Raw genomic sequence first — 15,062 nt, 5'->3', positions numbered from 1 at the left:
ACATTACCTTATTAGTTGGACGACACATTTATGACATTCGTCCTATTCGAACGACAAATAAGTACGTGACGATGTAGAATCTTATCCCGATACAGAGAAACCTTCAAGTTCACGTCTTTTCACGTGAACTTGAAGGTTCAGGTCTCTAGGATGCGAATACGCGTTTGATGCCTTTCGCAATCTCATTCATACAATCCTCGGCTTGGGGGTATTGCCCCATTTTATCCATAAACGCGTGGTCCATGCCGCTGTACTGTATGCATGTCGTCTTCACGCCAGCGCGCTCCAGCTTTCTCGCATAAGCCTCGTTCTCGAGACGCAGATAATCGTATTCCGCCGAGATGACGAGGGCTTCCGGCATACCGCTTAGATCTTCAGCTAGCAGTGGCGACAAGTACGGGTGTTCAACCTGCTCGTTGCCTTGAACATAGACCTGCTCCAGCATTTTAGTCGAGCCGCCCATCCCCATCAATCCGCCCATAATCAATTCTTGATGATTGTTGATCGTATATTGATCAATCGTCCATTCGAAGTCATCTGTCGTCGTGCCTGCCATATTCGTCGTTGGATATATTAATGCCTGGTATTTAATCATGTCCGTGCCTTGATCCCGATCCTTCATCGCGCAGACGGTTGCTAGATTCCCTCCTGCGCTATCCCCGCTGACCGCGATTTGCTCCCGATTGACGCCGATCGACTCCGCATTTGCATAGACCCACTTCACGACGTCGAAGCAATCGGTTAAGCCCGCAGGGTATGCATGCTCAGGCGCAAGTCGATAGTCTACGCTCACAACGACCGCTTCCGCGCGTTCTGCGACCACTTTGCATGGATTCTCGACCACATCGAGCGTACCGCCCATGAATCCGCCGCCATGGAAGAAGATCATGGCCGGCACGAGCTTTCCAACTGCAGATGCCGGCGTATAGATCCGAACCGGGACTTCGACATCTGTTCCTGGAATCATTCTTGCTTCCGTGCGAATGTCTGACGTCGTAACATCGAAGTTATCCCAGCCCATAATTTTGCGCATCATGAATGCGAAGCTTACCATATCCAACTGGCTCGGATCCGGGAACTGGAATCCTTCCCTCGCCTTCGCAGCTTCCACATTCACCTGGAAGACGCGGGGATCCAGCTCGCCGACGTTATCTGAATCCGGCAGTTTCTTGACGATGACCTCCAAGCCTTCTCGATTCACGACTTCTGTACGTTCCTGCAAGGACTTGACCCATTGTTCATACCCTTCGTTCTTGACCATGTTCGCCATCTCCTTCGATCTATCATCAACGCATGAAGTTAACGCTTTCTTACGATCCATTATACAACCCTCTCATCAGGCAGAACTTCCTCTTTTTTAATCAAAATAGGGCTGATTTTTAAGATCTTTAGACAATGCAAGAAGACGCCTCCTAATCACATTCATGCGTTTAGAGACGTCTCTATCCTTTTTGACTACTCGTTCAAGTACGTTGTTACGCGGCTTTGAATCAACTTACTGACCTCATCGGCAGATTTCGAACCATCCATAAACGTCTTGAACTCGTCGCTAATAATCGTACGAATCTTCGGGTCCATCGCTGATGGTTGGCCTGTATTGTTCAGCAAGGCTTTCATCTCATCGACATGGCGTGCGAAGTCTTGTGGATCATCAATCTTCACAGCCATTTGCGACGTTCCATCTTGCACTTGCTGCTTCAGTTCATCGAATTTCGCGTTCACCTGCTCTTTCAGCATCGAAATACCGCCAAGCTCTGGCGACTGCTGCATCTCCGGGGAGAGCATGAACTTCATGAACTGCCATGCTTCATCCTTCACGCCGGATTTCGCATTGATCGAATATGAACCCATCGGTTGGAACGACAAGCCCGAAGATGACCCCTCAGAGGTCGGCGGCAGTATACTCTTCCATCCCTTTGTATAGGTGAACGCAGCCAGCATGTCCGGTGTAATATACGTATTTTGCGTGAACATTAATTTATCGAGAGATCCGTCATAATTCGTAATGAAGCCTTTGTCGTACAGATCTTTGACATGCTGCATCATTTGTCTAAATTCATCCGAATCGAAGTTCGCTGTCTTCTTCTCATGCTGGACATATCGCTTGTAATCCGCCTCGACGATCGAATAGAGCAGTTCACCCTTCGGTCCGTTTGTTCCTAATGCATACACTTCATCGCTAGAGGATTTCTTGATCTTGTCCGCGATATCGAAGAAATCGTTCCACGTCCACTTGGTGTCATCCAGCTTCACACCCGCTTGATCGAGGCGCTTCTGATCTACCATCATCGTGTTCACGAAATAGTTCGTTGGCAGGGCATACAATCCCCCATCGATCTCGGTCGCCTTCCATAATCCTTCGTAATAATCAGAGGCCTTAAATTCTTGGTCCTTCTTCATCAGGTCATGAAGATCGATAACCGCGCCTTTGTTCGCGTAAACGCCAAGGGATAATCCCGTCGTATCCATCAGATCCGGACCTTTGCCTGATAATACTTCCGTATTCAGTCGCGAAATGAACTGATCATATTCATCACGTGTGAGCACCTGACCTGCCTGCATGCCGCCGCCGTCATTTTTCTTCTCTTCCGGTCCATATTTCTTAATCTGAATATCGATATCCGGGTGCTTGGCCTCAAAAGCCTTCTCGGCCTCCTCCAAGAAGCGCGTCGATCCCGCTGTACCAACAACGACGATCTTCTTGCCGTCATCGGTCATTTTAGGTCCTGCTTCCTTGCCACCGCTGCAGCCAGCTAACACAATCATCCCCGCTAACCCAAGGAATCCCCAAGATTTGAACTTCATCTTCATCTTACTCCTACCTCCTGTGCACTGAACTCTATCTTCATATACAGCATCTTAGCACCCCAATGTGTCACCTCTGTGGCAATGATCTGAACACGTATATACATGGCAAAAAACGGGGTCGCCCTCATTCGGACAACCCCGTCTCTTGGAAAAACCTATCCTTTTATTCGTTCAAATACGTCGTTACGCGACTTTGGATGAGCTTGCTCACTTCTTCTGCGGATTTCTGGCCCACCATAAACGTATCGAATTCCTCTCTCATCATCGATTGAATCTTCGGATCCATCGCGAATGGTTTGCCTGGTTGATCGAGCAGCGATAGCATGCCATCGACATGTTGATTGAAGGCATCCGCATCATCGATTTGAATGAATGCGTCTTTGTTCGCAGCCAATTTCTTGCTTTCTTCGAACTGTGCCTTCACGAGTTCCTTCAACATCGGAATACCAATGAACTCTGAAGACTGCTGCATCTCCGGCGAGAGCAAGAACTTCATGAATGCCCAGGCCTCATCCTTCACACCGGATTTCGCATTGATCGCAAATCCGCCATACGCTTTGAAAGATGGCCCTGCAGCACCGCCCGCTTCCGTCGGAGGAAGTATGCTCTTCCAGCCCGGTAAATAGGTCATGACAGCGAGCAGTCCCGAATTGGACATCGTATTCTGTGAGAAGATCAATTTGTCCTTATCTCCGATGTCTTGCGTTATAAATCCTTGATCATACAAGTCCTTCACTTGCTGCATCCGTTGCCTGAACTCGTCGGAATCGAAGTTCGCCGTCTTCTGATCGTGCTGAACGTATCGGTCATATTCCGATTCGACGATAGAGAAGAGCAGGTCGCCCTTCGGGCTATTCGAACCCAGCGCGTATACTTCGTCATTCGACGACGCCTTGACTTTAATCGCAATATCGAAGAAATCCTTCCACGTCCACTTAGTGTCATCCAGCTTCACGCCAGCTTGCTGAAGCTTCCTCGTATCAACCATCATGTTCTCGATAAAAAAGCTAGTCGGCAGCGCATAGAGCCCGCCATTGATCTCGGAAGCTTGCCAGATGCCTTCGTAATAATCCGACGGTTTGAAGCTGCTATCCTTCTTCATTCGTTCATGCAGATCCTCAATCGCGCCTTTATTCGCATAGACGCCTAACGATAAACCTGTCGTATCGATCACATCCGGACCTTTGCCAGACAACACCTCTGTATTAATCTGTTGAATAAGCCGATCATACTCTTCTTGCGTCATCTCGGGTGCGACCTGCATACCGCCGCCATCGTTCTTCTTCTCGGGCGTCCCGTATTTTTTGAGCTGAATATCGATATCCGGATGTGCGGCTTCGAACTTCTTCTCCGCCTCCTGCAGGAACCTCGTCGAACCTTTCGTTCCGACAACGACGATCTTCTTGCCGTCATCGGACATTTTGGGACTTGCCGCTTCCTTCCCGCCGCTGCAGCCCGACAGTAGAATCACCCCCGCAAGACCAACGCATCCCCATGGTTTGAATTTCATAGCTTTGTCTCCTCTCTCTTCGAATGTTCGATTGCCGTTCATCTCTATTTCACGCGAACCTCATTGCCATCTTGCAGCGGCTCACTGGTCTCAACAATGATGTCATCATCCGAATTAAGCCCTTGGGCTACGATGACCTTGTCCTTCGTCTCCGCTCCCAGCCGCACTCTGGCCTTCTCCGCGACATAGCTGTTACCTAGCGGACTTTTCTTCGTTCGAACAATCAACAAATACGAGCCGTCGGCATCTTTTTTGAGTCGGTCTTTAGAAATCACGATCCCTTTCTCACCTAAAGACTTCGATTTGCTCACGCTGACAGATTCACCTCCATGCAGCTTCGGATCATTCACCTCGATGGTGATCTTCATTTTCGACCCACTGTCTTCTTGACTCCCTTGACCTGCTCCTCCGCTATCGCCCTTGGAGCCTCCCAATGTTATGCCGGAGCCCGCATTGCCCGCATCGCCTGAACTCGAAGACGCATCACTCATGTCCGATACCTTCCCTTGGATGGATATCTCTTTGCCGCCCGGCTGCTTCACGCGCACCGCGATCTTCTCATCGACCGCCAGAATCGAAGCTTCGCCTTCCGAGACTGTGAATGAGAATTGATAGCCTGCCGAAGTATTCATGACGCTAGCCAGCGCCTTGCCTGCTGCAGCTGTATCTCCTTTTTTCGCATTTACTTTTTGGATGACACCGTCGAATGGCGCCTTGATTCGGCTCTTCTCTACTAACTCCTTCTCCATCCGTGCGATCTTCCGCTCCGATAGAATACGATTCAGGCGATCATTCTCAAGATCTCGTTTCGCCTTATCAATCGCGACAGGGTCTCCCGTCAGCTGCGCATCGATAAAGGCCTGCTGCAGGGCCTTCGTCCCCAGTCCCGCCTGCTGCAGTCGTGTACGCTCGTCCGCGATCTGATCCTTCAAATCCGTTGCGTCCAAGGTGAACAATACTTGTCCCCGCTTCACATGGTCGCCTTCTTTGACTCTCATGTCTGTGATCTCAAACCCGGTATCCGACATGACATCTGCCTTTTCCTTCGGTTGCAGTGTCCCTCGGCCGGACAAGGATACCTCAAGTTCCTGCACCGATGCGCGCTCCGTCGTCACCTTCGGCAGCATCGCCGCTGAAATCGTATTGCTTAAGAATGCCAAGATGGCCATCACGCTTAAGAAGATGACGGTTATGGTCAGGATCACCTTATTCCTCCGTGCCCCCATATTGAACTCCTCCTCATTTTCATCACGATGTATTCCGCTAACCTTATATCTCTGTCTATCACTGTTCCAGCAATCTAACCTTTAATCCCTGACATCTCAATCCCTTCCACGAAATGCGGTTCGGCATATAAGAAGAGCAATACCATCGGAATCATATACAGCGTCGAAGCCGCGAAGCTGACCCCGAACGCTCCCTTCTGAATGGTCGTCAGGAATAAGGACAACGGTTGAAGCGCTGCCTCCTGCAGGAAGATGAGCGGCTGCTCCACCATATTCCAATAATCCGCAAATAAAAGAACAACGAGCGCCGCAATCCCTGGTCGAACCATCGGAAGGATGATCTGCAGGAAGATTCTGAGTGCGCTCGCACCGTCGATCCTCGCCGCCTCCATGTACCCCGAGGGGATATTAATCATGAATTGTCTGAGCAGGAACACGCCGAAAGGCGCGAATATCCCCGGCAGGATAATCGACCCCATATGATTGAGCAGCCCTAGACGATCGACCATCATATAGTTCGGTACCAGCGTGACCTGGAACGGCAGCATCAATGTAATCAAATAAATGAAGAATAAGGGGTCTCTGCCTGGGAACCGCAGCTTAGCGAAGGCAAAAGCAGCGAGGGAAGCACAGATGAGCTGTCCCACAATGATCGGCACAACCAACCCGACCGAATTCCAGAACATTCGCAGAAACTCCGGTGTTCTGATCAGCAATGTCATATATTGATCAAAGGATACCCAATCCGGGATCAGCTTCAGTGTGACCCACGTTCGCATCGATGTCTGTCCTAATGAAGCATAATTGGCTGTAATCTCACGCTCGGTCATGAATGAATTAATGACGGTCAGCACGATCGGCGTCACCATAATCAGCGCTAGCGATGCAAGGAACAACGTCCGCAGCATGGGCAGTGTACTTGATAATCTTATTTTTCGCATGGTGTCTACGATCTCCCCTCTCTTATTCCATGAAGGAACGGAATCGGCGTTCAATCTGGAACAGCATGCCGACGATCCCAAGAATCCCAACCGCCATAATGACCGCTGCCGCGGACAACTTCTCCATATCTAAGGAGACGAACATGTTATTCATGTAATGCTGCAGAAAATAAATCCGCTCGTGCGGGTAATCGCCTGCGAGCAGATATGTCTCTCGGAACACCTTGAAGGAATTCAAGATCGACATCAAGATGACAAGGAATGTCGTAGGGATCAGATAGATTACGGTGATCCCGAAAAATTGCCGCGCCTTCCCCGCTCCCTCCAAGTCCGCCGTCTCATAATACGAAGCCGGGATGTTCTGAAGCCCCGCAAGGAACAAAATGACGTTGTAGCCGAGGTTCTTCCAAATGTACATCAGAATGACGACCGTCCCGGACCAATTCGTCTTCATCCAATCGATGCGTTCAACACCGAAGTAGGAGAGGATGGAATTCAGTGCACCGTTCCAATCGAAGGTGATCTGCCACAACAACACGATGGAAGCGACGGGCACGACTAGCGGCAGCACGTAAGCTGTTCGCAAGGCATTCCGTATATACACCTTCTGATTCAGCCACATGGCAATGAGCAAGGATAAGATCACAATGAGCGGAACGCTAATCGATGTGAACCAGATCGTATTCCCCGCCGCATTGCGGAAGGAACTGCTCCCCAGCACAGCATCATACTGATCTAATGTGAAACCGCCCGATCCCGACTGAAAAGACGTTCCGACACTCTCCACGAAAGGGATCAAGTAAAAAATCGCAAAGCCCGCCAAGCTCGGGACTAGAAAGAGCAGCGCAACATATATCTCTTGGCGCGCTCGACGTGTATAACGCATAACTTCTCCTCCGTTACTCCATGACTTGAAGCCTCATTTTGCATTGCCTCGTTGGTACAAGAGCTATCCTAGCACCCGTATGTGTCACCTCTGTGGCAACCGGAAGATTCATGCTTTTGGCGAACAAAAAAGACGTTTAAGTCCTCTAACAGGATCCTAAACGTCTTCATTTTCTATTTGGACGCCGCACCCGGCGGCGAATAGATCATACAGTATTGTTCGAGCGTACTGCCCTGCAGCGGAATGACCTGCAGCGTACGGAATCGATAATGTTCATAAATCGGAAGGTTGCTCGGTGTCTGCGTCTCCAAAGTACACAGCATGTTCCTCTCGTCGCATTCGGCGAGCAGCGGCTTCAGTATGCGGGATACATAGCCTTGACCACGGTAAGGTTCCTGCACGACGAGCATGTCCAGATGCATATATTCCTGGTCCCCGAGCATGCTTAACCAGGAAGAGCTCATACGGTTCAGTATGGATAGGCCTCGGATAAACCCGCGAACCCCGATCATGCGGCAGATTGGCGTCGATTTTAAGATAGCCATCACAATCTGCTTCCTATATTTCATCTTCGAGAACCAGGTTTCCGCCTCACGTTCGGAACGGAAGACAAGCGCTACCGCTTCATAATGGTCTGATGTCGTGAGCACATCGGAATAAGGATACAGCATTTCCAAGTAACGATGGAAAAAGATCTTCAACACGTGCAGTCTCGTCGCCTCGTCCGGCAAAATGTGTCGGTACAACGGATCGCTCTTGGCGAAGCCTTGCGCGAGCACATCGGCAGCTCTAGGAATGTCCTGACGACGAATTGTGATTAATGGATTACAAATAGTTCCACCTCTGATCATGATTGATAGCCTACCTCATAAGCATAGAACAGGATCAGAAATGAGGCAAATTTAGGCGATCCGTGATATCCGGGGCGAGCGTGGTGCGAACGAATCGGAACGTATAAAGGCCTTTACGAATCTTGAACTCGTCCTCCGTGTTAAGCAGGATCATCTCATCCGTGCGTCCCGGCTCGATCCTGGCTGCGAGCTGGTTCAGATCGCTGACACCGAAGGATACAGTCATTCGAGGCGGCAGAGCGATCATCTGGATCGGAATCCAGCGTCGCTGTGTCGATACGACAACCGCATGCGCCGTTCCGCCGATGACGAAGTTGAACCAATCGGATTCATCTCTGACACCCATCTGCAGCGTCTCGCGCATCCACCGCGTCAGCGCAGGAACATCCTCCGCAGGCATCCCTATCTCACGCATGTAGAGGATCTGCCAGTCCCCGCTTGGGCTGATGGCCTCTTCCTGAACATCATGATGTGCAATCAGCTCCAAGATGTTCCCGTCCCCATCGCGAAAATAGACATTCACTCCTGTCTCAAACGTTTTGACCGCTTCCCCGTCTGGCCATGTTAACAACGTGATCCCTCTCGCTTGCAGTTGATCGACAAGGGCCCCAAATTGTGAATAAGGAACCTCAAATGCAAAATGCGCGGGTGATATCGGCTCCTGCACCTCTTCGAATGCTAAGGTTAGATCTGGCGTAGGTTGAAACGTGATTGTATATTTCGAGGATGACTGTATCGGAAACCCCATTTGATGATGGTAAAATTGCTTCACACCTTGAATGGACATAGTATTTAGGCGAAGTCCTGCGAAATGCGTAATCATAAGGTTCACTTCCCTTAAGTAGGATACCCTTATTCTACCAGCCCCATTTCTAGCGAACCTCCGGTAATGGAAGGATCTTGCGAAGATATACTCTCAGGCTTAAGACGGAGGCCCGTTACAACTTTTGCAGGAGGAACTTATTTATCGTAATCGTGTTGCCCTCCGCCAATCGGGTGAACGATAGCGCCCGCATTCGTACGGTCGTAATTGTAGACCGGCTACACGCTCGAATTTATGTAACTTACGTACCGGATCGACCATCTATACAACAAAACCGCTGGAATCCTCAATTGGACCCGGCGGTTTTTCTCGTAGAACAGAGGAAGACCGAAGACATCTTGCGATATCCTCGGCCTTCGGGGGTGTAATCATTTCTATTGTAACCTATTTTAGGATTCGGACACAACGGTAAATCGCTCACCAATATGTTGCGGCTGCTCAATTTCATCGACCACTGCGACCGCGTAATCTTCATAGCTGACATAGCTCTCGCCTTTGCTGTTCACGAGCAGATGGTCTTTTCCTTTCACGTAAGAACCGGTACGTTGTCCTAGGGCGAATAGAGCGGACGGACTAATGAATGTCCATTTCAGATCTGTTGTCTCCTTCAGAATGTCCAGGTTCTTGCCTTGGTTGGACGCTGTCGGGAAGTAAATCGCAGGGAAGTCCGGCGTATCCATCACTTTCAACGTTTTCGCCTCATCCACATACAAGCTGCCTGCGCCACCAACGACGATCAGGCGTGTGTTCGAGCCTTTCAACGCTGCGATGAGTACATTCCCAGCATCAACGTGCAAGTGCTCTTGTCCCGGTGCTGCGCCGAACGCATTGACGACAACATCGAACGCTTGAAGATCGCTTGCCGTTAGATCGAATACAGCTTTCTCGATCACCGCTGCATTGCCAGACACCTTCGACGCATCGCGCACAATTGCCGTCACTTCATGGCCCCGATCCAACGCTTCCTTCACAATACGGCTTCCTGCTTTACCTGACGCACCTACAACTGCAATTTTCATATGAATAACCTCCTCATGGATTGTAACAATCTCGGTTTCATTTTTTCGACCTGTAACCATTGTAGTTACATTTAGATGTTTTGTCAACACACTTCTCCTCTGATACAATTAATGGAAAATATACCCTTCGTTAAAGGAGATCCGACTTGAAATTACGTAGAGAACACGATGTTTTACTATACTCAATTTTAGGTAACGTTATCCTTCTCTTCTGTTTCACTAAGGGCCAGTCGTCCCACGAAATTCAATATACAAGCTATTCCAGCAGTGAGATGCTATCTCCCGTGGTCTCCACGGAAGATGCGATTCCCATTACCAGATGGGAGATCACCGATCTCGGTCCAGCTTCAGCCGCGAAGAATGAGGACAAAATACTCCAAGTTACTGCCATCATTGATCTCGGAGAGGACACGATAGCAAGAGCAGCAGCTACGGTACAGATGCAAGAAGTGATGTTCGGCGGTTCCATGGGGAGAAAATTCATTCATTCTATCGACCGCTCGGAACGGCTCACCGTAACAACCACCCAGGACAAGAAACTCGTCACGAACTACGTCAAAGGAACTGTCCAATCAGATCATCGGTTGCAAATTTCGTACAATGGTTATTTAGAGAAGCGCGAACATGTGCGTCAACCATTCTGGGGCACGGGGTTTATTCAGATTGCGTAACTATGATCACTCACAACGTGGGGGCCTATACACGCGATATTTCAAAAAAAGCGCGCCATCCTTACTAACGTAAGGAAGACGCGCTTTTGGCATTTATTGAATTATACTGGAGCTTCAACGCCCATGCTTGCCCATTCTTCTTTGGATGGACCGTATACGCCAGGTACTTGTAGGCCGGCTTGACGCATCAAGACCGTGAGCTGACCCCGGTGATGGATTTCATGCTTTAAATAAATGTACAAAGTCAGTCCATTCGGCCAGACTTGACCGTACATATTGTTCTTCTCCAATAGGCTCGCATCCGACCATTGCGACTCTAACGCTTGCAGCAATGCGGCTGTTACCTTCCGATAGGCCTCCGCGATCTCCGAAGCCGACGTTGGTGGCTCACCGTTCGCTGCAGGTGCTTCGAACTTCAACCCCGCCCCTAGCAGCATTCCCTCATCATTATGGACGAGGTGCCACGCCAGTTGACCCAGTGTTCGATATCCCGGAGCTACTTCCTGCTTCAGTGAAGCATCCGTCAAGGCATCAAGAACTTTCTGTGTGGAAGCTGATTCGAGTCGATACTCCTCAATAAAACTTTGTAACGATTGATACATGCTTCATTACCTCCCATAATTTCATCAATGAACTTCTTCTTGCCCCTACTATACACAGAGAACACTGACAGATGTGTGTCAGGTTTCGCGCCATCTCAGCTCAATTAACTGCTTTTTTGCAGTTATTTCACACGTATCGTGCCACCTCAGCTCAATTAACTGCCTTTTTGCAGTTATTTCGTCCTCAGCACCACCTGCCACATCGGGCCACTAGCAATCAATCTAATGAGCCCCGCTACTATAGCGACTCAACATCGCGCTCGCTGTCTCGCCGATTCTTACCTTCACTTCCTCCGGCTCCAACACTTCCGCATCAACGCCCCAGCTCAATATCCATGCGCAGGCATCCTCCATTCTGCTGACATGGAGCGTAACGATCCACCCGTCTGCCGTACGCTGCATGCGTGTGACATCCGGGCTGAGCCTTTCCGCAATAACATGCCCCATATCACCAGCGAAGCGCACGATGACCACCATGGAACGGTTTTTGCCTGCTGGACGATGAAATTCTACATCAAGCGGCCGCGTGAATATTCTCGGCTCCAGCACCAAATCAAACACGCGATCAATATGGAATTGACGTATCCCTTGCCGAAGATGGCAATACCCCATCACACTCCATGCACCTGCCGCGAAGACCAGTCCGTAAGGATCGACCGATCGAACCGTCTCCAAGGTGCCGTCCGGATAAGGATCCCGCCGTTCGTAGCGGAACCGCACTGTCGTCTCCCTCACAATCGCTTGCCTGAGCAGCGCCATCACGCCAAGCGTCTCCTCCTGATGCAGCGGATGAATGGAAGCTCGCAATAACCCTGCACGCTGGCGATCCGCTTTCCGCTTCACCGCACTCGGAAGAATGCCCTCCACTTTCCCCCTGATCTGTTCCGCAGCCGCACGATAATCTGGCCCTAACTGCCCTGCAATCCAATCGATGCCGAGCAGCAGCGTTAAGGCCTCTTCGGCCGTTAGGCTCACTGGCGGAAGCGCCTCCTGATTCGCAAGCGCATACCCTCGTCCGGGCGCACCGTAAATCGGCACGCCCGCATGAATTAGCGCATCGACATCCCGATAAATGGTTCGCGCGCTCGTCCTAAATGTAGCGGCCAAATCTTTGGCGCGCTGCATGCCGCTCCGCTGCAACACTCCAATCAAGGCCAACCGACGTTCTGCTTGATTCATCTGATTCCCTCCTAGGACCGCTGCAGCGCTTGCGGCCAAGCCGCTCACACCGAGCACTCTATAACATCCTATGAGGGACGTTCTCGTCTCTATGCTTCCGATCGAGGTATGACTGGCAGCATGAAGCGCACTTCAACACCTCCATCCACATTACCTATGGAGTATTCACTGCCATGCATCTCGAGCAAATGCTTCACAATCGACAACCCAATGCCGTTCCCGGTATCGCCGCGGCTGCCGGACTCGTCCGGCCGATAGAACGCATCCCATATGTGCGGCAGATGTTCTTCCCCGATCGACGGACCCGAATTGAAGATCGAGACCTGAACCCAGGAACCCAGCGATCCACCATCAGAAGGCACCTTCAAGTCATGTCCTTCCATCGAGTCGGATACAGGACGAACTGTGATATATATCCGATCGCCCGCCTCCGTATAACGAATGGCATTCGTCAACACATTGGTTAGAATCTGCTGCAACCGCTGCGCATCCGAACGCACAAGAATCTCTTCCTCCGCGCATAGCCATTCAAGACGAAGCATACGATCACTCACAATCTGCTCCAAAGTCCCAAGTACGAAGCAGATATGCTCTCGCAGCGGCACGGCCGACCATTGCAAGCGGAATTTACCGCTCTCTAGCTGCGAGAGATCGAGCAGATCATTCACCAGCCTCGACATACGTTCCGATTCATGAATAATGACTGAAGCATATTTATCCCGCTTCGCCCCTTGCCCTACATTGTCGCGAAGCGCTTCGGCATATCCCTGAATCAGGCTGATCGGGGTCTTCAGCTCATGCGATACATTCGCAACGAACCGTTTGCGCATCCGCTCGAGCTGCTTCTCTTTCTCGATATCCTGCTGCAATTGATCGTTAGCCTCCTGAAGCTCACCCATCGTATCCCGTAATTCCGTCGCCAAATAATCGAAAGTCTGCGCGAGCTCCCCGATCTCATCCTGACGTTTCATATCCGTACGAACGGAGAAATCCAATTTCGCAAGACGTTTAGCCGCATGATTGAGCTGCACGAGTGGATTCGAGATCATCCGGCTGAATAGAAAAGCAAATCCGAACAATAGCAAGACCGCCGCAATGTAGAAATAACGATAGAAGCCTCCTAAGAGTGCCGCCGCATCCGACACGGGCTCTAAGGTGGATACCGTGACCAAGTAACGCTCCTGCCCGTTCTCCTGTTCGAGCGGGGCAATAGCCGCCCACACCCGCTCTTTGTTCGAATCAACGCCCACGCCTTGATTGAACAATTGCGCCGTGATCCCTCCACTCATTGGGGATTGCAGCATGTCAGCGAGCTTCTCTTGCAACAAATCATTCAGGCGCAATGTATCCAAGCTGTACCAAGAAATCGCTGCAACCGTACGGATAGGCGCAGATTTATTCTGCGACTCCTCATCCGGATGCACAGGTGTAGAAGGGGTTAAGGGTCGCGCAGGCGTCACCTTCTGCCAAGGATCCGCCATGATGATCTGCACCTTCATCTCATCGCCAATCCTCGCCTTTTTCAACGGAACAGCCCTCAGCTCACGCGTCCCCAAATACACATCCACATTCAACCCTTGCTTATGAACAACGCCCGTCAACGAGTAATGCGCCACATCGAAATCAGCCAACTCCTCCATCCACCGCTCGTCCATCGGGTTATCCCGAAGCTGTTCATACATGCTGCGAAAATCATCCTCGAGTTCCGAGCTGCGTACCTTGAGCGAATAAGGCTGGAAGAACAACAGCTGTAGAACCATGAACAACGTGACGAACGCTAAGAAGCCAATCGCGGTCGTCCAATATACTTTTGTCGATAATCGTCCAGAACCCCATTTTTTCATGATTGATATTTATACCCGCTTCCCCTCACGGTAACGATCCGCTCCGCTTCCACGCCCAGCTTGCGCCGCAGCCGTTTGATGCTCGTATCAACCGCCCTTGCGTCACCGTAATAATCAAATCCCCATATCGCATCCAACAAACTATCCCGTGACAACACTTGATTCGGATGTTTGGCTAGATAGACGAGAAGTTCGAATTCCTTACTGGACAACGCAATCACCTCGCCGCCAATCCGAAGCTCCATCGCTGCTTCGTCCATGACGAAATACAAATCCCCGCCAGCATCCCTCGCCAAATCCGATGCACGAAATCGCTGCAACAGCACATTAATTTTGGCAGCGAGCACCTTGGGGCTGAAGGGCTTCGTCACGTAATCATCGACGCCGCATTCATACCCGGATAGCTTGTCTTCATCTTCTGATTTGGCCGTTAGCATGATGACGAGCGTGGAAGAGAACGTCCGCAGCTCTTCGCATACCTCGAACCCGTTCATCCCCGGCATCATCACATCCAGCACGACCAAATCCACGGCTTGCTCACGTAATAGATTCAGGGCATCGCGGCCATTCTTCGCCTGCAATACCAAATAACCCTCATCACTCAAATAATCTACGACGAGCTCCCGAATCAACTGCTCATCATCTACAATGAGAATAACAGGCGACTTGTCCGCTTCTCCCATCATCCGATCTCCTTCCTGA

General features: G+C 50.5%; 14 protein-coding genes. 1 reads left to right on the top strand and 13 read right to left on the bottom strand.

Annotated elements, in window-relative coordinates; all coding sequences use genetic code 11:
* Positions 1-145 precede the first annotated feature (145 nt).
* The 9 genes from GCU39_RS26200 to GCU39_RS26160 form a co-directional block, all read right to left on the bottom strand.
* Positions 146-1,261: an alpha/beta hydrolase gene (locus tag GCU39_RS26200; RefSeq protein ID WP_152397436.1), complete on the bottom strand. Its 1,116-nt coding sequence runs from the start codon at positions 1,259-1,261 to the stop codon at positions 146-148.
* Positions 1,262-1,455: 194 nt separating this feature from the next.
* Positions 1,456-2,811: an ABC transporter substrate-binding protein gene (locus GCU39_RS26195; RefSeq protein ID WP_152396161.1), complete on the bottom strand. Its 1,356-nt coding sequence runs from the start codon at positions 2,809-2,811 to the stop codon at positions 1,456-1,458.
* 160 nt (positions 2,812-2,971) lie between these two features.
* Positions 2,972-4,318, bottom strand: a complete 1,347-nt coding sequence (locus GCU39_RS26190; protein ID WP_193726632.1) for an ABC transporter substrate-binding protein — start codon at positions 4,316-4,318, stop codon at positions 2,972-2,974.
* Positions 4,319-4,362: 44 nt separating this feature from the next.
* Positions 4,363-5,544, bottom strand: a complete 1,182-nt coding sequence (locus tag GCU39_RS26185) for an efflux RND transporter periplasmic adaptor subunit (protein ID WP_152396159.1) — start codon at positions 5,542-5,544, stop codon at positions 4,363-4,365.
* Positions 5,545-5,618: 74 nt separating this feature from the next.
* On the bottom strand, positions 5,619-6,485 hold the full coding sequence (locus GCU39_RS26180; protein WP_152396158.1) for a carbohydrate ABC transporter permease: 867 nt from the start codon (positions 6,483-6,485) through the stop codon (positions 5,619-5,621).
* Between the two features lie 22 nt (positions 6,486-6,507).
* Entirely contained in the window at positions 6,508-7,371 is an 864-nt protein-coding gene (locus GCU39_RS26175; protein WP_152396157.1) for a carbohydrate ABC transporter permease, read from the bottom strand.
* Positions 7,372-7,544: 173 nt separating this feature from the next.
* Complete coding sequence (locus tag GCU39_RS26170) at positions 7,545-8,222, bottom strand: GNAT family N-acetyltransferase (RefSeq protein ID WP_152396156.1); 678 nt, start codon at positions 8,220-8,222, stop codon at positions 7,545-7,547.
* 34 nt (positions 8,223-8,256) lie between these two features.
* The gene (locus GCU39_RS26165) at positions 8,257-9,045 is read right to left on the bottom strand and encodes a VOC family protein (RefSeq protein WP_152396155.1); all 789 of its coding nucleotides are present in this window, start codon (positions 9,043-9,045) and stop codon (positions 8,257-8,259) included.
* Positions 9,046-9,434: 389 nt separating this feature from the next.
* Positions 9,435-10,064 carry an NAD(P)-dependent oxidoreductase gene (locus GCU39_RS26160; RefSeq protein ID WP_152396154.1) on the bottom strand — a complete coding sequence of 210 codons (630 nt, stop codon included), beginning with the start codon at positions 10,062-10,064 and terminating at the stop codon, positions 9,435-9,437.
* Positions 10,065-10,210: 146 nt separating this feature from the next.
* On the opposite strand from GCU39_RS26160, the gene GCU39_RS26155 reads away from it, so the two are divergent.
* A complete protein-coding gene (locus tag GCU39_RS26155; protein WP_193726631.1) occupies positions 10,211-10,735 on the top strand; it encodes a hypothetical protein in 525 nt (174 codons plus the stop codon).
* A gap of 101 nt (positions 10,736-10,836) precedes the next feature.
* On the opposite strand, the gene GCU39_RS26150 is transcribed toward GCU39_RS26155, so the two are convergent.
* The 4 genes from GCU39_RS26150 to GCU39_RS26135 all read right to left on the bottom strand — a co-directional run bounded on the left by GCU39_RS26150 (position 10,837) and on the right by GCU39_RS26135 (position 15,046).
* On the bottom strand, positions 10,837-11,337 hold the full coding sequence (locus GCU39_RS26150; protein ID WP_152396152.1) for a DinB family protein: 501 nt from the start codon (positions 11,335-11,337) through the stop codon (positions 10,837-10,839).
* 222 nt (positions 11,338-11,559) lie between these two features.
* The gene (locus tag GCU39_RS26145) at positions 11,560-12,516 is read right to left on the bottom strand and encodes a helix-turn-helix transcriptional regulator (protein WP_152396151.1); all 957 of its coding nucleotides are present in this window, start codon (positions 12,514-12,516) and stop codon (positions 11,560-11,562) included.
* Positions 12,517-12,605: 89 nt separating this feature from the next.
* Complete coding sequence (locus tag GCU39_RS26140; protein ID WP_152396150.1) at positions 12,606-14,360, bottom strand: sensor histidine kinase; 1,755 nt, start codon at positions 14,358-14,360, stop codon at positions 12,606-12,608.
* On the bottom strand, positions 14,357-15,046 hold the full coding sequence (locus tag GCU39_RS26135) for a response regulator transcription factor (RefSeq protein WP_227793341.1): 690 nt from the start codon (positions 15,044-15,046) through the stop codon (positions 14,357-14,359). The genes GCU39_RS26140 and GCU39_RS26135 overlap by 4 nt, the downstream gene beginning before the upstream one ends.
* Positions 15,047-15,062: the final 16 nt, after the last annotated feature.

It is taken from the genome of Paenibacillus guangzhouensis, assembly GCF_009363075.1.
Classification (GTDB): Bacteria; Bacillota; Bacilli; order Paenibacillales; family Paenibacillaceae; genus Paenibacillus_K; species Paenibacillus_K guangzhouensis.
The sequence above is the reverse complement of the archived record's forward strand: the minus strand, read 5'-3'. Positions and strand labels throughout refer to the sequence as shown.

What these genes read in the sequence shown, in the direction of transcription:
- GCU39_RS26200 (WP_152397436.1), bottom strand. Translation starts at nt 1,261, where the DNA reads ATGGTCAAGAACGAAGGGTATGAACAATGGGTCAAGTCCTTGCAGGAA.
- GCU39_RS26195 (WP_152396161.1), bottom strand. Translation starts at nt 2,811, where the DNA reads ATGAAGATGAAGTTCAAATCTTGGGGATTCCTTGGGTTAGCGGGGATG.
- GCU39_RS26190 (WP_193726632.1), bottom strand. Translation starts at nt 4,318, where the DNA reads ATGAAATTCAAACCATGGGGATGCGTTGGTCTTGCGGGGGTGATTCTA.
- GCU39_RS26185 (WP_152396159.1), bottom strand. Translation starts at nt 5,544, where the DNA reads ATGGGGGCACGGAGGAATAAGGTGATCCTGACCATAACCGTCATCTTC.
- GCU39_RS26180 (WP_152396158.1), bottom strand. Translation starts at nt 6,485, where the DNA reads ATGCGAAAAATAAGATTATCAAGTACACTGCCCATGCTGCGGACGTTG.
- GCU39_RS26175 (WP_152396157.1), bottom strand. Translation starts at nt 7,371, where the DNA reads ATGCGTTATACACGTCGAGCGCGCCAAGAGATATATGTTGCGCTGCTC.
- GCU39_RS26170 (WP_152396156.1), bottom strand. Translation starts at nt 8,222, where the DNA reads ATGATCAGAGGTGGAACTATTTGTAATCCATTAATCACAATTCGTCGT.
- GCU39_RS26165 (WP_152396155.1), bottom strand. Translation starts at nt 9,045, where the DNA reads ATGATTACGCATTTCGCAGGACTTCGCCTAAATACTATGTCCATTCAA.
- GCU39_RS26160 (WP_152396154.1), bottom strand. Translation starts at nt 10,064, where the DNA reads ATGAAAATTGCAGTTGTAGGTGCGTCAGGTAAAGCAGGAAGCCGTATT.
- GCU39_RS26150 (WP_152396152.1), bottom strand. Translation starts at nt 11,337, where the DNA reads ATGTATCAATCGTTACAAAGTTTTATTGAGGAGTATCGACTCGAATCA.
- GCU39_RS26145 (WP_152396151.1), bottom strand. Translation starts at nt 12,516, where the DNA reads ATGAATCAAGCAGAACGTCGGTTGGCCTTGATTGGAGTGTTGCAGCGG.
- GCU39_RS26140 (WP_152396150.1), bottom strand. Translation starts at nt 14,360, where the DNA reads ATGAAAAAATGGGGTTCTGGACGATTATCGACAAAAGTATATTGGACG.
- GCU39_RS26135 (WP_227793341.1), bottom strand. Translation starts at nt 15,046, where the DNA reads ATGATGGGAGAAGCGGACAAGTCGCCTGTTATTCTCATTGTAGATGAT.